We start from the raw sequence: 14,603 nt of genomic DNA, 5'->3' as shown, positions 1-14,603 counted from the left end.
CAACCATGACATCGATCAGGCGCGGACGGATGGCCGCGGCATCGCTGGCGTGCGCCACCGCAGTGGTCACGAGCACCCCCCTGTTTTTCGCCGCGACGTCGGCCGCCGACCCGGTGCCCCCCGCCCCGCCCGTGCCGGCGGTTCCGGCCGGCGACACCGCACCGCCCAGCCCGGGGCCGCACAACGTCACCTATCGGGCCCGGATCGACGGGGTGTCCCGCGGCACGCTGGTGACCTACCGGCTCACCGACACCCAGCTCAATTCGGCGACGCCGTCACTGCTTCCGGGCGAGATGTTCGAGGCGGCCGCTGTCCTCAACTCCCCGGCGAACGCCGGTATGCAGGTGTCGATCCAGTGGCCGTACTCAGCCAGCCTGCACTGCGAGATCCTGGTCGACGACGAGATCGTGGCCCAGGCTGACCAGTTCGTCGCCCCGCGTCTGACACCTCAGCGCCAGGACCCCGGTTACGGGGTGCTCAGCTGTGGTTCCGTGACCGACTTCGATCCCAGCCAGCAGTACAGCGCCGAACTGCCGGGCACACCCGCGACACCGGCACCGGCAGCACCCGCAGCACCCGCACCGGCCACACACTAAGGGCGCCAACCGGTTTCGTCAGCCCAGGCCCAGGCCCGTCGGTACGCGCCGGCGAGCCAGGGTTCCTTGGCGTCGGCGTATTCCCCGCTGGTGGCCGGCGCGGCGGCCATCGCATCGTGCTTGACGGCGAGGTACTCGAGTCGCTCGTCCGGGTTGGCGGTGATCCACGCCGGGAACAGCAACGCGAACTGCTGCCCGGGCCAACCGTCGACCCGGATGTGCACGTTCGTCGGTCGGCCGGGATCCGCGGAGGCGTGAAAACGCTTCTGCCACAGGGCCTTGTCGTCGGAATGGTCGAATTCGGCGACGGTGCTGCGGGCGTCGTCCTTCGCGACGTCATCGGTGATGTCCGCGTTCCGCGGGTAGCCGGCGGCCAGCAGTAGATCGGTGAGCTCGTCGGCCACCTCCAGCGACTTCACGGTCACCTGGATGTCGATGACGTCCTTGGCGTCCAGGTCCGGCACCGCTGTCGACCCGATGTGGTCGATCCGCACCGCCCGGTGGCCACAGGTGGTGCTCAGCCGGGCCACGATCCGGCGGGCCTGTTCGGGCCACGTCTCGTCATACGACACGACCGCCGGTGCGACGGTGGTCGGCACCCCGGCCTGCACGTTGCGCGCGAACGGAACGATCCGCTGCTCCCACAGCTCGCGGGCCTTGGCCGCCAATTCCTCGGCGCTGCCGTGGTTGTCCAGCCAGACGTCCGCGACGGCCTGCCGCTGTTCAATGGTCGCCTGCGCCGCGATCCGGGCGCGGGCGTCGTCCTCCGAGAAGCCGCGGTACTCGATCAGTCGCGCGACGCGCACATCCTCGTCGGCGTGCACCATCAAGACCAACGGGAACAGCGGCGCCATCTGCGACTCGACGAGCAGCGGAATGTCTTCCACCACAACAGAACCCACCGGAGCGGCATCGATGAGCTCGGCACGGCGCTTGGCGACGAGCGGGTGCACGATGCCGTTGAGGGTCTTGCGCTTCTCCTCGTCGCTGAACGCCACCGCGGCCAGCGCCGGCCGGTTGAGCGAACCGTCCGGCAACAGGATGTCCTCGCCGAACGCCTTGACCAGGGCGGCCAGCCCCTCGGTGCCGGGCTCCACCACCTCACGGGCGATGACGTCGCCGTCGACGATGATGCCGCCCGCCGCCGCGAAGGTCGATGACACAGTGGATTTTCCGGCGCCGATGCCGCCGCTCAGTCCGATACGAAGCACCGGGACACCCTATCGGCCCCAACAACGACAAATGCCCCGACCCAATGGGCCGGGGCATTTGTCGTTGAACTACTAGGCGTTGCCGGCGAGCTTCTCGCGCAGCGCCGCCAGCTGGGCGTCGCTGGCCAGGGTGCCACCGGTCGACTCCTCGGAACGCGAGGACGAACCGCTGGTCGCCGGACGGGCAGCTGCCTCGGCGTCGGCCGCGGCGAACTTCTCCATCTGGGCGGTGTGCATCTTGTGGCGACGCTCGGCCTCGGCGTACCGGGCCTCCCACTCGTCACGCTGCTTCTCGAAGCCTTCCAGCCATTCGTTGCTGTCGGCGTCGAAGCCCTCGGGGAAGATGTAGTTGCCCTGCTCGTCGTAGCTGTCGGCCATGCCGTACTTCGACGGGTCGAACTCCTCGGTGTAGTCCTCGTTGGCCTGCTTGAGGCTCAGCGAGATGCGGCGACGTTCCAGGTCGATGTCGATGACCTTGACCATCGCGTCGTCGCCGACCTGGACCACCTGGTCCGGGACCTCGACGTGGCGCTCGGACAGCTCCGAGATGTGCACCAGGCCCTCGATGCCCTCTTCGACGCGGACGAACGCACCGAACGGCACCAGCTTGGTGACCTTGCCCGGGACGATCTGGCCGATCGCGTGGGTGCGGGCGAAGTGGCGCCACGGGTCTTCCTGAGTCGCCTTGAGCGACAGCGAAACCCGCTCGCGGTCCATGTCGACGTCGAGCACCTCGACGGTGACCTCGTCGCCCACCTGAACCACCTCGGACGGGTGATCGATGTGCTTCCAGGACAGCTCCGAGACGTGCACCAGGCCGTCCACGCCGCCCAGGTCGACGAACGCGCCGAAGTTGACGATCGAGGACACGACACCCTTGCGGATGGCGCCCTTGGTGAGCTGATTGAGGAACTCGCTGCGGACCTCGGACTGGGTCTGCTCCAGCCACGCGCGACGCGACAGGACCACGTTGTTGCGGTTCTTGTCGAGCTCGATGATCTTGGCCTCGATCTCCTTGCCGATGTACGGCTGCAGATCGCGGACACGGCGCATCTCGACGAGCGATGCGGGCAGGAAGCCGCGCAGGCCGATGTCGAGGATCAGGCCGCCCTTGACGACCTCGATGACGGTGCCCTTGACGGCCTCGTCCTTCTCCTTGAGCTCCTCGATGGTGCCCCAGGCGCGCTCGTACTGAGCCCGCTTCTTGGAGAGGATCAGGCGGCCTTCCTTGTCCTCCTTGGTGAGAACGAGGGCTTCGACCTCATCGCCCACGGAAACGACCTCATTGGGGTCGACGTCGTGCTTGATGGAGAGTTCGCGGGAAGGAATGACACCTTCGGTCTTGTAGCCGATGTCGAGCAGAACCTCATCGCGGTCCACCTTGACGATGGTCCCTTCGACGATGTCGCCATCGTTGAAGTACTTGATGGTCTTGTCGATAGCGGCGAGAAAGTCCTCGGCCGAGCCAATGTCGTTGATGGCTACTTGCGGCGAGGTGATGGAGGGACTTGGCATGTGGTGGGTTGCTCCGGACAGGTTGAATCGTAGGGACAGAATGTTTGTGTTTCATGACGCGTCGCGGCGTTACCGCCGAACGTTTCACACGCACCCGTAGCCCATGTGGACACAGGTACTTGTTGAGGGTACTAGACCCTTAGACGCAGGCCAAACGCGGTCTACTCCGCTGCAGGGGAATGTCGTTCCGGGCCGATATCCTGCGTGTCGTGTATCCCGCCCCGTCGCCCGTACCGCCGCCGTACCCGTATCTGGCGCCGATGCCGCGGCGAATCCGCAAGGTCGGTGCCCCGCTCGGCGTGATCATCGGACTCGGTGTGCTCGTCGGTTGCCTCCTGATCCTGACCACCCTCACCAACCCGATCGGCATGACCATCGGGTTCGTGCTGGCCAGCATCGCGACGGCCGTGGTGCTGCTGACCTACCTGTGGTTCGACCGCTGGGAGCCCGAGCCACCGCGGCTGCTGATCTTCGCGTTCGTCTGGGGCGCCTCGATCAGCGTCGTCATCTCGGTGCTGCTGGAGACGCTCTCCACGCCGCTGCTCGGCAAGGACGGATTCGCCGCGATGGCGATCGGCGCCCCGGTCATCGAAGAGGCCGCCAAGGGTGTGTTCCTGCTGCTGATGATGACCGGCCGGCGCCGCAACGAACTCAATTCGCTGACCGACTGCCTGGTCTACGCCGGTTTCGTGGCCGCGGGCTTCGCGTGGCTGGAGAACATCTTCTACATCGCCATGGGCGAGAACATTGCACATTCCCTGCTCACCGCCGCGCTACGGCTGATCATGGGTCCCTTCGCGCATCCGCTGTTCACCAGCATGACCGGCATCGGCGTGTACCTCGCGCTGCAGCACCGCGGCGCCGGCGCGAAGGTGCTGTACATCGGACTCGGCTACCTCGCCGCAGTGGTCATGCACATGTTGTGGAACGGCTCGACCGTCGTCGGCGCCGGGGCCTATTTCGCGGTCTACCTGTTCTGGATGGTGCCGATCTTCACGTTGGCCATCGTCACCGGAGTGCTGGGCCGCCGCCGCGAACAGCGGGTGGTCGCCGAGAAGCTGCCCGGGCTCGTCGCCTCCGGCCTGATCACCCCGAACGAGGCGACGTGGCTCGGCTCGATGCGCACCCGCAAGGGCGCGATCGCCGCCGCAGCACGGTTCGGCGGCGCCGCGGCCGGGAAATCGGTGAAGGAATTCGCCGTACAGGTCGTCGAGTTGGCGTTCGTTCGGGACCGCATCGACCGGGGCCTGGCCGACCAGCGGACCTATCAACTGCACGCCGAGGAGGCGTACTGGTTGACCGCCACCCGGGCGCAAGCTCCGGTGCTGCAGTGGTTGGCCAACTACCGGGCGGGTGTGACCTAACCATTTGCGCGGGTCAGCGATACTTCTTGCATGCTCGCGCATCTTCTCGACGTCCTGCCGGCGTTCCTCGTCGCGTCGGTGATCCTGGCCGCGCTGCCCGGACCGGCGACGGCGCTGTTCCTGCACCGCTCGGTGCGCGACGGCCGCAAGGCCGGCCTGGCGGCCGTCGTCGGCAATGAGATCGGTATCTGCGGCTGGACGCTGGCCGGCGGCGGCGGATTGTCGATCCTGCTGACGGCCAACCACTGGCTGTCGTTGGCGCTACACGTCGTCGGGGCCGCGATCATGATCTGGCTCGGCATCAGTGCGTGGCGCAGCGCGAAACACCCCACCGATATGGCGGTGGCCCTGCCACCGCGCGGACGGACCCCGGCCGCGGCATTCCGCGCGGCGCTGGTGTCCATCGCGGCCAACCCGAAGGCCGCGGCCTTCGGCATCGTGGTGCTCCCCCAGTTCCTGCCGACCAGCGGCCCGGTGCTGCCGACGCTGCTGGTGCTCGCCGCCATCCAGCTGGTCATCGACACGTCGTGGTGCGTCGGCATCGTCCTCACCGCGGATCGGGCCCGAAACGTCCTGAGCCGCACCCACATCCGTCAGCGCATCGAACGTGCCATGGGCGCGATCCTCGTCGCGCTGGGTCTGGGCCTGGCCGCCGACGCCTAGCGGGCCACTCGAGAGGTGAATGTCCCGTGGTAGCTCATCGGCACATGGAACGGTAGCCACGCCTCGGCAATCGGGCCGTCGCCGATTCTCGCGGCATCGAAGATCATCAGCCGGCTGCGGTGCACGGACTCCTGGTAGCCGACGGTGAGCACCCAGCCGTCATCCTCGCCCGTACTTCCGGGGCGCGGGACAAATGCGGGCTCCACCAACATGTTTCCGTCAGGACAGTGGATCTGGTCGGCCCCGGTCTGGTGGTCGATGCGGGCGATGCCCTGCCCGCCGAAGCGGCTGGGATCCTGCAGCACGACATAGGAGTAGCGCTGTTTCAGCGTCGAGCGCCGCTGATCGATCTGCGGGAACTCGCACCCGAAATCGGCGAGCGGCTCGCTGCGGACCCGCCCCGATCCACTGATCCGGAAACGGGTGAGCACAACGGGATCCGGTCCGCCCGCGGCAAGTTGGGCACCGTCGGAACGAATGTGGGCGGTGTAGTTCTTCATGCCGACGAAGGAATGCGGTGCGAATCGGGGTAGTTCGACGACGACATCGTCGCCGTCGTCGTAGGCATTGGTGAAGTGCCAGTGAAAGAACGGCTCGGCCGCAACAGTGCGCACGGGCCCGCCGTCGCGCGGCGCCAGCACGAAATACGCCGGCTGGTCGGCGTCGAAATGCATGGAGTCCCAGAACGATGCGTACCCGGTGAGCGCCAGCGGGTTGATCCGCAACGGCGAGACGACGAAGACGGCGTAGCGCTGCGTCAGTGCCATGTCGTGGACCAGTCCCAGGCCCGGCAGCGGTACGGCCCGCTGATATCGGGTGACCCCGCGCGCATCGGTTTCGTAGAGCCGCAGCCGCGGGCGCGGCACCAGCTCGGAGGCCAGCTCGCGCAGCCGGCGGCTCCGTCCCGGTCCGCGCAGCACGCCACGCAGGTCGAGGCGCGGAAAGTACGGGTCGAAACCGAAGTTCACCTTGGTGTCGGACACCGGGTCGTAGGTGTAATGCGCCGAGTACGCGGCGACCGGACCTTTCAGTGCCCCACCGAGATCGCACATGCCGATGGTCTCGAGGGTGTCGAGATCCAGCTCGTGCGGCCGGCCACCCTCCCACAACGCCAGCAGCCGGTCGGCGTTGATCATCACGTTGGTGTTGGCAGTGTTGGCCGGAAGCCGAAAGGCGTTGGCGCGCAACCCACCCGGACGTTGATAGGCCATCCCGCGACCGGTGGGCCGCCCGGCCTCGAGCGACCGCTGGTAGTGCCGGGTGCGAACGAACTTGTTGCGAAAGCGAACGCCGTTGCCGTCCAACACAAATGCGCTCACCATGCCGTCGGTGTCGAAGATGCTCTCGATCCGTTCCGATCCGATGTTCCACCGGCCGGCACCGTTGCGGTACAACGTGCCGATCAGCTCGGTGGGCAGGGTGCCGGTGATCTCGGTGACGGGAAGGTCGAACTCCCCGTCGATGTCTTCCCAATACCGCGATGCGGTGGTTTCGGTGTCCGCTGCGACCATAAAAGACAGTGTGTCTTTATTGGCGCCCGCCGTCAATGGTCGTGATGTCGGCAGCGACGAAAGGCAGCGCGGCCCCACCATCCCAGCACAGTGCGGTGAGGTGTTCGACAAGCTCGGGGCGCGACATCGTGCCGGCGCGGCACCACCATTCCGCGGCCGTCACCGCAGACCCCACGATCGCGCGCGACCACGGCGCAGCGGCCGCGCGCCCGGCCGGCGAGTCGGAGGACGACGCCAGCATGTACTCGACCGCGACCGCCAATTGCTCGAAAACACTTGTCGCCGGATCACTGTTCAGCGCGCGGTTCAGGTTCGGTTCGTCGGCGATCCAGCCGCAGATGACGTCGAAGAACAGCGCCATCCGCTGCCGCAGGTCGGTCGAGCCTGCGGCGCGGCGGGTGATCTCGCCGAGCAGCCGGTGGGCGGTCCGCTCACCCAGTGCCGCCAGCAGCGCGCCACGGTGCGGGTACATGGCATAGACCGCGGAGCGGACGAACCCGGCTTCCGCGGCGATCTCCGAGAGGCCAACCCCGGGACCGTCGCTGCGGATGATGCGTTCGGCCGCGTCGAGCAGTACGGCCCGGCGCTCGTCGGGGTCGACGCGCGAGCCGACCGGCCGACCACGACCACGTTTCTCCGACGCCACGGCGCTAGCGTACGAGGGACGCCGCTAGTGGGCGGCAGCATCCCAGCTGGTGCCGTAACCCACCGACACCTCGAGTGGCACGTCCAGCGGGTAGGCGCTGCCCATCTGTTCGCGCACCAGGGCCTCGAGCGTGTCCCGCTCGCCGTCTGCCACTTCGAACAGCAACTCGTCGTGCACCTGGAGCAGGACCCGCGACTTCAGCCCGGCGGCCTTCATGGCGCTGTCGACGTTGATCATCGCGACCTTGATGATGTCGGCGGCGCTGCCCTGGATAGGTGCGTTGAGCGCGGCCCGCTCGGCGGCCTCGCGGACGTTGCGATTGCTGCTGTCGAGTTCGGGCAGGTAGCGCCGGCGTCCGAGCACCGTCGAGGTGTACCCGTCCTTGCGGGCCTGTTCGACGACCGAGTGCAGGTAGTCGCGCACCCCGCCGAACCGGTCGAAGTACTGGTCCATCTGCTGCTTGGCTTCTTCGGTCGAGATCTTCAGCTGCGATGCCAGTCCGTAGGCCGACAAACCGTAGGCCAGGCCGTACGACATGGCCTTGACCCGGCGGCGCAGCTCCGCGGTCACCTCTTCGCTCGGCACGCCGAACGCCCGCGACGCGACGAAGGTGTGCAGGTCCTCGCCGGTGTTAAAGGCCTCGATCAGGCCGGCATCGCCCGACAGGTGCGCCATGATGCGCATCTCGATCTGGCTGTAGTCGGCCGTCATGAGCTCGGTGAAGCCCTTGCCCACAACGAAGGCTTCGCGAATCTGCCGGCCGGCCTCGGTGCGGATCGGGATGTTCTGCAGGTTCGGCTCGGTCGACGACAACCGGCCGGTGGCCGCGATGGTCTGGTTGAAGGTGGTGTGAATCCGGCCGTCCGATGCCACCGCGTTGAGCAGCCCGTCGACGGTGACCTTGAGCCGGGTGGCGTCGCGGTGCGCCAGCAGATGCTGCAGGAACGGATGCCCGGTCTTGTCCAGAAGTGATTGCAGCGCATCGGCATCCGTGGTGTAGCCGGTCTTGGTGCGCTTGGTCTTCGGCATCTCGAGCTTGTCGAACAGCACCACCTGGAGCTGCTTGGGCGAGCCCAGGTTGATCTGCTCACCGATTGCCGCGTAGGCCGCCTCGGCAGCGTCGCGGATCTGGTCGGCGAACTGGCTCTGCAGGCGGCCGAGCAGTTCGATGTCGACGGCGATGCCGGCGTCTTCCATCTCGGCGAGCGCCCGCTGCACCGGCAGCTCCATCTGGCCGAGCAGCGCCAGCGAGTCGATCCGGGCGAGTTCCACATCCAGCGCGTCGGCCAGATCGCCGACGGCCGCGGCCCGGATGATCAGGGCCTGGATGGCCTCGTCGTCCACCTCATCGGGATCATCGAGCAGCGAAAGCTGTTGCTGTTCTTTGCCTTCCGCGCGCAGTTCCCGGCCCAGGTAGCGGACCGACAGGTCGTCGAGGGCGAAGCTGCGCTGCCCGGGACGGACCAGGTAGGCGGCCAGCGCGGTGTCGGAGGTGACGCCGGCGAGCTGCCAGCCGCGGCCCAGCAGGTCATGCCACGCCAGCTTGGCCTCGTGCAGTGCCTTCGGCGGGCCGGGGTCAGCCAACCAGGACGCCAGCGCGGCTTCGTCCTCGGCGTCCAGGCGCGCAGTGTCGAGGTAGACGCCTTCACCACTGGCCGACACGATGGCGACCGCGGTGGCATCCGCATCGAACGCCTTGTGCGTGCCGTTGACAGCCATGCCGAAGCGGCTGCCGTTGCTGTGCTCGGCGAGCCACGCCGCCAGGGTGCCCGGCTCGAGCAGGCCGCCGCGCACGTCGAAGCCGAGTTCGACCTCGGGCTCCACCGGCGACAGGGTCTCGAACAACCGGTCACGCAGCACCCGGAATTCCAGGTCGTCGAACAGTTGGTGGATGCGGTCGCGGTCCCAGGGCTGCACCCGCAGCCCCTCCGGGGTGTGCGGCAGCGGTACGTCCTTGACCAGGTCGGTCAGCTCGCGATTGAGGATGACGTTGGAGAGGTTGGCGCGCAGCGAGTCGCCTACCTTGCCCTTGACCTCGTCGACGTGGTCGACCAGAGCCTGCAGCGAGCCGTATTGGTTGATCCATTTGGCCGCGGTCTTCTCGCCGACGCCGGGGATGCCGGGCAGGTTGTCGCTCGGGTCGCCGCGCAGGGCCGCGAAATCCGGGTACTGCGTCGGGGTGAGCCCGTACTTCTCGACGACCGCGTCCGGGGTGAAGCGGTGCAGGTCGCTGACGCCCTTCTTGGGGTACAGAACTGTGACGTCGTCGCTGACGAGCTGCAGCGAGTCGCGGTCGCCGGTGACGACCAGCACCCGGAAGTCCTCCGCCTGGGCCTGGGTGGCCAGCGTGGCGATCAGGTCGTCGGCCTCGAAACCCTCCTCGGCCAGCACCACGATGCCGAGCGCCCCCAGCACCTCTTTGGTGATGTCGATCTGGCCGCGGAACTCGTCGGGAGTGGCGGCACGCCCCTCCTTGTACTCCGGGTACTTCTCTTTACGGAAGGTCTTGCGGGACACGTCGAACGCGGCGGCGACGTGCGACGGCTTCTCGTCGCGCAGCAGGTTGATGAGCATGGCGGTGAAGCCGTAGACCGCGTTGGTGGTCAGCCCGCCCTGGGTCTTGAAGTTCTCGGCGGGCAGCGCGTAGAACGCCCGGAACGCCAGTGAATTGCCGTCCAGCAGCATCAACGTTGGCTTGGTGGTGGGCGGGGCGTCCGTTGCGGTGGGGCTCACGGCCCTAACTCTATTCAGCCGCACCGACAGCCAGTAACCGCCGCGCCATGTTCACCAGCTCGCGGGCCGCGGGGCTCATCGGCCCACCGGCCCGCCACGCGAACACCAGCCGCCCCCGCAGCGCCGGCATCAGCGTGATGAGGTGCAGATCGGTGCGTGACCGCACCATCGATTGCGGTAGCACCGCGACCCCCAAACCCCCATCACCTATCCCATCGGCGACGGTCAGGTGAACTGGGTGCTGCAGGTCCCCACCGGGCAACCCGGCCCACTGCAGGGCGACGCAACGTGGAACGCGCCCGCGACGGCGAGCGACGTGTTGCCGCACTGGGGCGACGGGCTGGTGACACTGCTCGGCGACGCCGCTCACCCGATGTACCCCGTCGGGGCCAACGGTGCGTCGCAGTCGATCGTGGACGCACGCGTGCTCGCCGACGAACTGGCGACCCACGGCCTCGCCGGGTTGCGCAGCTACGAGCAGGCGCGGCGCACCGAGACCGCTGACGTGATCGCCGCCAATCGCGAGATGCACGTCGCGGGAGCGGCGCGAACCTCAACGGAATTGGCATGGGTCACCACGCAATACCGGACCGAGACCGCAACAAGCACGCGAAGCGGTCCAGCTGTTCGCGGATCAGCTCCGGCCGGTCGGTGATCGCCGCGATGTGCCCGTCCGGCCGTACCAGCACGTACCAGCCGGCGGGCACGTCGTAATCAGCACCCGGCGCAAGACGTAGCTGCGGGACACCGAAATCGACTGCCGCTCCACCGAATTCGAGCACGGTCCAGTGCGGCCCACGGAAGACGTCGAACAATCGGCGACCGTCCGACAACAGGCCGTCAGGCGCCCGGTCGCCGGCCTGCAGCGCCCGTGGCCCGTGCCCGTCGCGCGCAAGAGGGCCGCCTCGGTAACTGATGTCCAACTGATGGATCGCAGACGGTGCCGGTCCGGTCGAACCGAAACCCTGACGGTGCAGCGCACCACTGAGCTGTAATACGTTCGCCGCGACCGGCATCCGTTCGGCCGCATAGCTGTCCAACAGTTCGTCGGGCGCGCCGGCCAGCACCGCGGCCAACTTCCAGCCGAGGTTGTAGGCGTCCTGCACCCCGGTGTTGACGCCCTGTCCCCCGGCCGGCGAATGGACGTGGGCGGCGTCGCCGGCCAGCAGCACCCGGCCCATCCGGAACTGTTGCGCCATCAGCAGATTCACGCGGTACTCCGAAATCCACCGCAGGTCCGACAGCACCACGTCTCGTCGCCCCGAGCGCTCGTCGAGCAGTTCCTGCATGCCGGTCAGGGTCAGTGCGGGCGGGTCTTCGCCCGGCGCCATGGTGACCACCAGTTGGTAGTGCTCGGTGCCAGGCAGGTTCCACAACGAGAACCGCTTGGACTGGTCGCCGTCGCCGGTGAGCAGGTGACAGCACCGGCCGTCGAGCCCGGTGGCCCGGACGTCGCCGACGATGATGCGTTCTTCGGTCAGCGCACCACCGAGGAACTGGACGCCGGACACTTTACGCACCGTACTGCGACCGCCGTCGGCGCCGACGAGGTAGTCGGCACGGATGGGCCCTCGATCGGTGCGCACGGTCACACCGTCATCATCTTGCTCGAAACCTGTTACCGCGGTGCCGAATTCGATGATCCCGCCGAGTTCCGCGAACCGCGCCGCCAGGATCTGGTCGGTGCGCCACTGCGGGATCAGCCAGGTGAACGGATACGGCACCGCGGGGGTGGCCGCGAGTTCGGGCAGACCCAGCAGCTCGTAGATCGGCTTGGTCCAGACCACCTCCGCGCCGCGGTACAGCCGCATGGGCGGAAATGCCTCGCCGGCGGCGAGCACCGCACCAACGACGCCCAGGTCGTCGAACACCTCGAGCGTGCGCGGCTGCAGCCCTTTGCCGCGTGAACCCGGGAACAGCGTCGGCGCCCGGTCCAGCACCCGGCACGCGACGCCACGCCGGGCCAGTTCGATGGCGAGGGTCAATCCGGTAGGCCCGGCGCCGGCGATCACCACAGTCATCGCCCACCGCCCAGCAGTGGCAGCAGCACGTCATCGATGAGCCGCGCACTGAAAGCGGCGTCGACAGGTCGGTCGAGATGCATCTGCCGCAGGGTCACCGCCTCGGCCACGTCGTGGATCAGCTCGACATCGGTGTCGGCGGCGATGTCGCCCCGCGCCATAGCGCGCTGCAGCGCGTCATGGAAGGGCGAGAGTTCTTCCTTCTCGAGATGCTGGCGGATGGCCTCCGCGAGTTGCTCGTCGTGCCGCATGAGCGTCGCGAGTTCGGCCGTCACCCGCGTCAACGGGTCGGCGACATTCGCAGCGATTGCCTCCATGACCGCGAACAGGTCACTGCGCAGCGCCCCGGTATCCGGCATCGACGCGTTCCGGGCGGCGTCCGCGGCGTCGAGTGTCGCGCGGACCAGTTGAGCCTTGTTCGGCCAGCGGCGATAGATGGTCGCCTTGCTGGCACCGGCTCGCACGGCCACGGCATCGGTGGTCAACGCCGCGTAACCCCGCTCGACGAGCAACTCGGCCGTCGCGGCCAGCACTGCCTGTTCCCGCTCCGCTCCTCGCACCATGGCCGAAGTGTACGAAACCGTTTCGTACACTTCAAGCGATTCAAGATGCTTTCCCGGTGTCCGGGACAGAACTGCAACACGTTTCAATTTCTTCCGGTCGCCGGTTACTCTGAGCTGGTGCCAGGAGTGACGGACGCCGGGAGTCAGCCGGCAATCGAAGGTTGGTGGGACACCGACGAGAGCGGTGCGCCGCACCTCATCGGGGCCAAGTGCCCGCAGTGCGGGACCTATGTCTTCCCGCCCCGCGCCAACAACTGCCCCAGCCCGGCTTGCGACAGTGACGTGCTTGAGCCCGTCGCGTTGTCGCGCCGCGGCACGGTGTGGAGCTACACCGAGAACCGGTATCCCCCGCCGGCGCCGTACCCGGCGTCCGATCCGTTCGAACCGTTCGCCATCGCCGCCGTCCAGCTGGAGGCCGAAGGCCTCATCGTGCTGGGCAAGGTTGTCGAGGGCACGCTCGCCGCGGACCTCAAGGTCGGCATGGAGATGGAACTGACGACGATGCCGCTGTACACCGATGCTGACGGTGTCGAGCGCACCACCTATGCCTGGGAGATCGCAAAGTGAGCACGCCTGAGCCTTTGTACATCCTCGGTGCGGGCATGCACCCCTGGGGCAAGTGGGGCCGTGACTTCACCGAGTACGGCGTCGTCGCCGCCCGCGCCGCGCTGGCCGAGGCCGGCCTCGACTGGCGTCAGATCCAGCTGGTCGCCGGTGCCGACACCATCCGCAACGGCTACCCCGGCTTCATCGCCGGTTCGACGTTCGCCCAGAAGCTGGGCTGGAACGGCGTGCCGGTCTCGTCGTCGTATGCCGCGTGTGCCAGTGGTTCGCAGGCCCTGCAGAGCGCTCGCGCGCACATCCTGGCCGGCTTCTGCGACGTCGCGCTGGTCATCGGCGCCGACACCACACCCAAGGGCGCCTTCGCCCCGGTCGGTGGCGAGCGCAAGAACGACCCCGACTGGCAGCGCTTCCACCTGCTGGGCGCCATGAACCCGGTGTACTTCGCCCTGCTGGCCCGCCGCCGCATGGACCTGTACGGCGCCACGTCCGAGGACTTCGCCCAGATCAAGGTGAAGAACTCCAAGCACGGTCTGAACAACCCGAATGCCCGCTACCACAAGGAGGCTTCGGTCGAGGACGTGCTCGCCAGCCCCGTCGTCTCCGACCCGCTGCGGCAGCTGGACATCTGCGCCACCTCGGACGGCGCCGCCGCGCTGATCGTGGCCAGCGCCGAATTCGCCCGTAAGCACCTCGGCTCGCTCGACGGCGTGCCGTCGGTCCGCGCCATCAGCACCGTCACGCCGCAGTACCCGCAGCACCTGCCCGAATTGCCGGACATCGCAACGGATTCCACCGCGGCCATCGCCGGACCGGACCGGGTGTTCAAGGATCAGATCCTCGATGCGGCGTACGCCGAGGCCGGCATCGGCCCCGACGACGTCAGCCTCGCCGAGGTCTACGACCTGTCGACCGCTCTCGAGCTCGACTGGTACGAGCACCTTGGCCTGTGCGCCAAGGGTGAAGGCGAGCAGCTGTTGCGCTCCGGTGCCACCACCATCGGCGGCCGGGTACCGGTCAACGCGTCGGGTGGTCTGGCGTGCTTCGGTGAGGCCATCCCGGCCCAGGCCATCGCGCAGGTATGTGAGCTGACCTGGCAGCTGAAGGGTCAGGCCACCGGCCGGCAGGTCGAAGGCGCCCGCGTGGGCGTGACCGCGAACCAGGGCCTGTTCGGCCACGGTTCGTCGGTGATCGTCGCGCGCTAGTTTTCCGGGCCGCC

Annotated in this window: 13 protein-coding genes and 1 pseudogene; 6 read left to right on the top strand and 8 right to left on the bottom strand. The window is 67.8% G+C overall.

Annotated features, from left to right (window positions below; translation table 11 throughout):
- Positions 1-5 precede the first annotated feature (5 nt).
- A complete protein-coding gene (locus ACNO8X_RS14075; RefSeq protein ID WP_418001491.1) occupies positions 6-596 on the top strand; it encodes a hypothetical protein in 591 nt (196 codons plus the stop codon).
- Here ACNO8X_RS14075 and coaE read toward each other — a convergent pair.
- Together coaE and rpsA are read right to left on the bottom strand one after the other, a co-directional pair.
- Positions 593-1,807: a dephospho-CoA kinase gene (gene coaE / locus ACNO8X_RS14070; protein WP_418001490.1), complete on the bottom strand. Its 1,215-nt coding sequence runs from the start codon at positions 1,805-1,807 to the stop codon at positions 593-595. The genes ACNO8X_RS14075 and coaE overlap by 4 nt on opposite strands.
- 72 nt (positions 1,808-1,879) lie before the next feature.
- A complete protein-coding gene (gene rpsA, locus ACNO8X_RS14065) occupies positions 1,880-3,322 on the bottom strand; it encodes a 30S ribosomal protein S1 (RefSeq protein ID WP_043399456.1) in 1,443 nt (480 codons plus the stop codon).
- 179 nt (positions 3,323-3,501) lie between these two features.
- Here rpsA and ACNO8X_RS14060 point away from each other — a divergent pair, with 179 nt between their 5' ends.
- The gene (locus ACNO8X_RS14060) at positions 3,502-4,686 is read left to right on the top strand and encodes a PrsW family intramembrane metalloprotease (protein ID WP_418001489.1); all 1,185 of its coding nucleotides are present in this window, start codon (positions 3,502-3,504) and stop codon (positions 4,684-4,686) included.
- Between the two features lie 30 nt (positions 4,687-4,716).
- Complete coding sequence (locus tag ACNO8X_RS14055; RefSeq protein ID WP_418001488.1) at positions 4,717-5,349, top strand: LysE family translocator; 633 nt, start codon at positions 4,717-4,719, stop codon at positions 5,347-5,349.
- Here the strand turns inward: ACNO8X_RS14055 and ACNO8X_RS14050 are convergent.
- The 4 genes and pseudogenes from ACNO8X_RS14050 to ACNO8X_RS14035 all read right to left on the bottom strand — a co-directional run.
- Positions 5,346-6,860: a carotenoid oxygenase family protein gene (locus ACNO8X_RS14050; protein ID WP_418001487.1), complete on the bottom strand. Its 1,515-nt coding sequence runs from the start codon at positions 6,858-6,860 to the stop codon at positions 5,346-5,348. The two genes, ACNO8X_RS14055 and ACNO8X_RS14050, sit on opposite strands and share 4 nt — an antisense overlap.
- A 16-nt stretch (positions 6,861-6,876) precedes the next feature.
- The gene (locus tag ACNO8X_RS14045) at positions 6,877-7,506 is read right to left on the bottom strand and encodes a TetR family transcriptional regulator (protein ID WP_418001486.1); all 630 of its coding nucleotides are present in this window, start codon (positions 7,504-7,506) and stop codon (positions 6,877-6,879) included.
- A gap of 24 nt (positions 7,507-7,530) precedes the next feature.
- A complete protein-coding gene (polA, locus tag ACNO8X_RS14040) occupies positions 7,531-10,191 on the bottom strand; it encodes a DNA polymerase I (protein WP_418005898.1) in 2,661 nt (886 codons plus the stop codon).
- A 58-nt stretch (positions 10,192-10,249) separates the two neighbouring features.
- Positions 10,250-10,438: pseudogene (locus tag ACNO8X_RS14035) on the bottom strand (LysR substrate-binding domain-containing protein); the annotation flags it as partial.
- Between the two features lie 39 nt (positions 10,439-10,477).
- Here ACNO8X_RS14035 and ACNO8X_RS14030 point away from each other — a divergent pair.
- The gene (locus ACNO8X_RS14030; RefSeq protein WP_418001485.1) at positions 10,478-10,894 is read left to right on the top strand and encodes an FAD-dependent monooxygenase; all 417 of its coding nucleotides are present in this window, start codon (positions 10,478-10,480) and stop codon (positions 10,892-10,894) included.
- On the opposite strand, the gene ACNO8X_RS14025 is transcribed toward ACNO8X_RS14030, so the two are convergent.
- Positions 10,812-12,260, bottom strand: coding sequence for an FAD-dependent monooxygenase (locus tag ACNO8X_RS14025; protein WP_418001484.1), 1,449 nt, complete (start codon positions 12,258-12,260; stop codon positions 10,812-10,814). The genes ACNO8X_RS14030 and ACNO8X_RS14025 overlap by 83 nt on opposite strands.
- Complete coding sequence (locus ACNO8X_RS14020; RefSeq protein ID WP_418001483.1) at positions 12,257-12,823, bottom strand: TetR/AcrR family transcriptional regulator; 567 nt, start codon at positions 12,821-12,823, stop codon at positions 12,257-12,259. Before ACNO8X_RS14020 ends, ACNO8X_RS14025 begins: the two co-directional genes overlap by 4 nt.
- A gap of 126 nt (positions 12,824-12,949) precedes the next feature.
- Between ACNO8X_RS14020 and ACNO8X_RS14015 the strand changes: the two genes are divergently transcribed.
- The gene (locus ACNO8X_RS14015; protein WP_231575628.1) at positions 12,950-13,390 is read left to right on the top strand and encodes a Zn-ribbon domain-containing OB-fold protein; all 441 of its coding nucleotides are present in this window, start codon (positions 12,950-12,952) and stop codon (positions 13,388-13,390) included.
- Positions 13,372-14,589, top strand: coding sequence for a lipid-transfer protein (locus ACNO8X_RS14010; RefSeq protein ID WP_418005897.1), 1,218 nt, complete (start codon positions 13,372-13,374; stop codon positions 14,587-14,589). Before ACNO8X_RS14015 ends, ACNO8X_RS14010 begins: the two co-directional genes overlap by 19 nt.
- Positions 14,590-14,603: the final 14 nt, after the last annotated feature.

The organism is Mycobacterium sp. PDNC021 (assembly GCF_048282635.1).
In the GTDB taxonomy this organism is placed as follows: Bacteria; Actinomycetota; Actinomycetes; order Mycobacteriales; family Mycobacteriaceae; genus Mycobacterium; species Mycobacterium llatzerense.
Note: the sequence above shows the minus strand (reverse complement) of the source record. Positions and strands in the feature narration are given on the sequence as shown.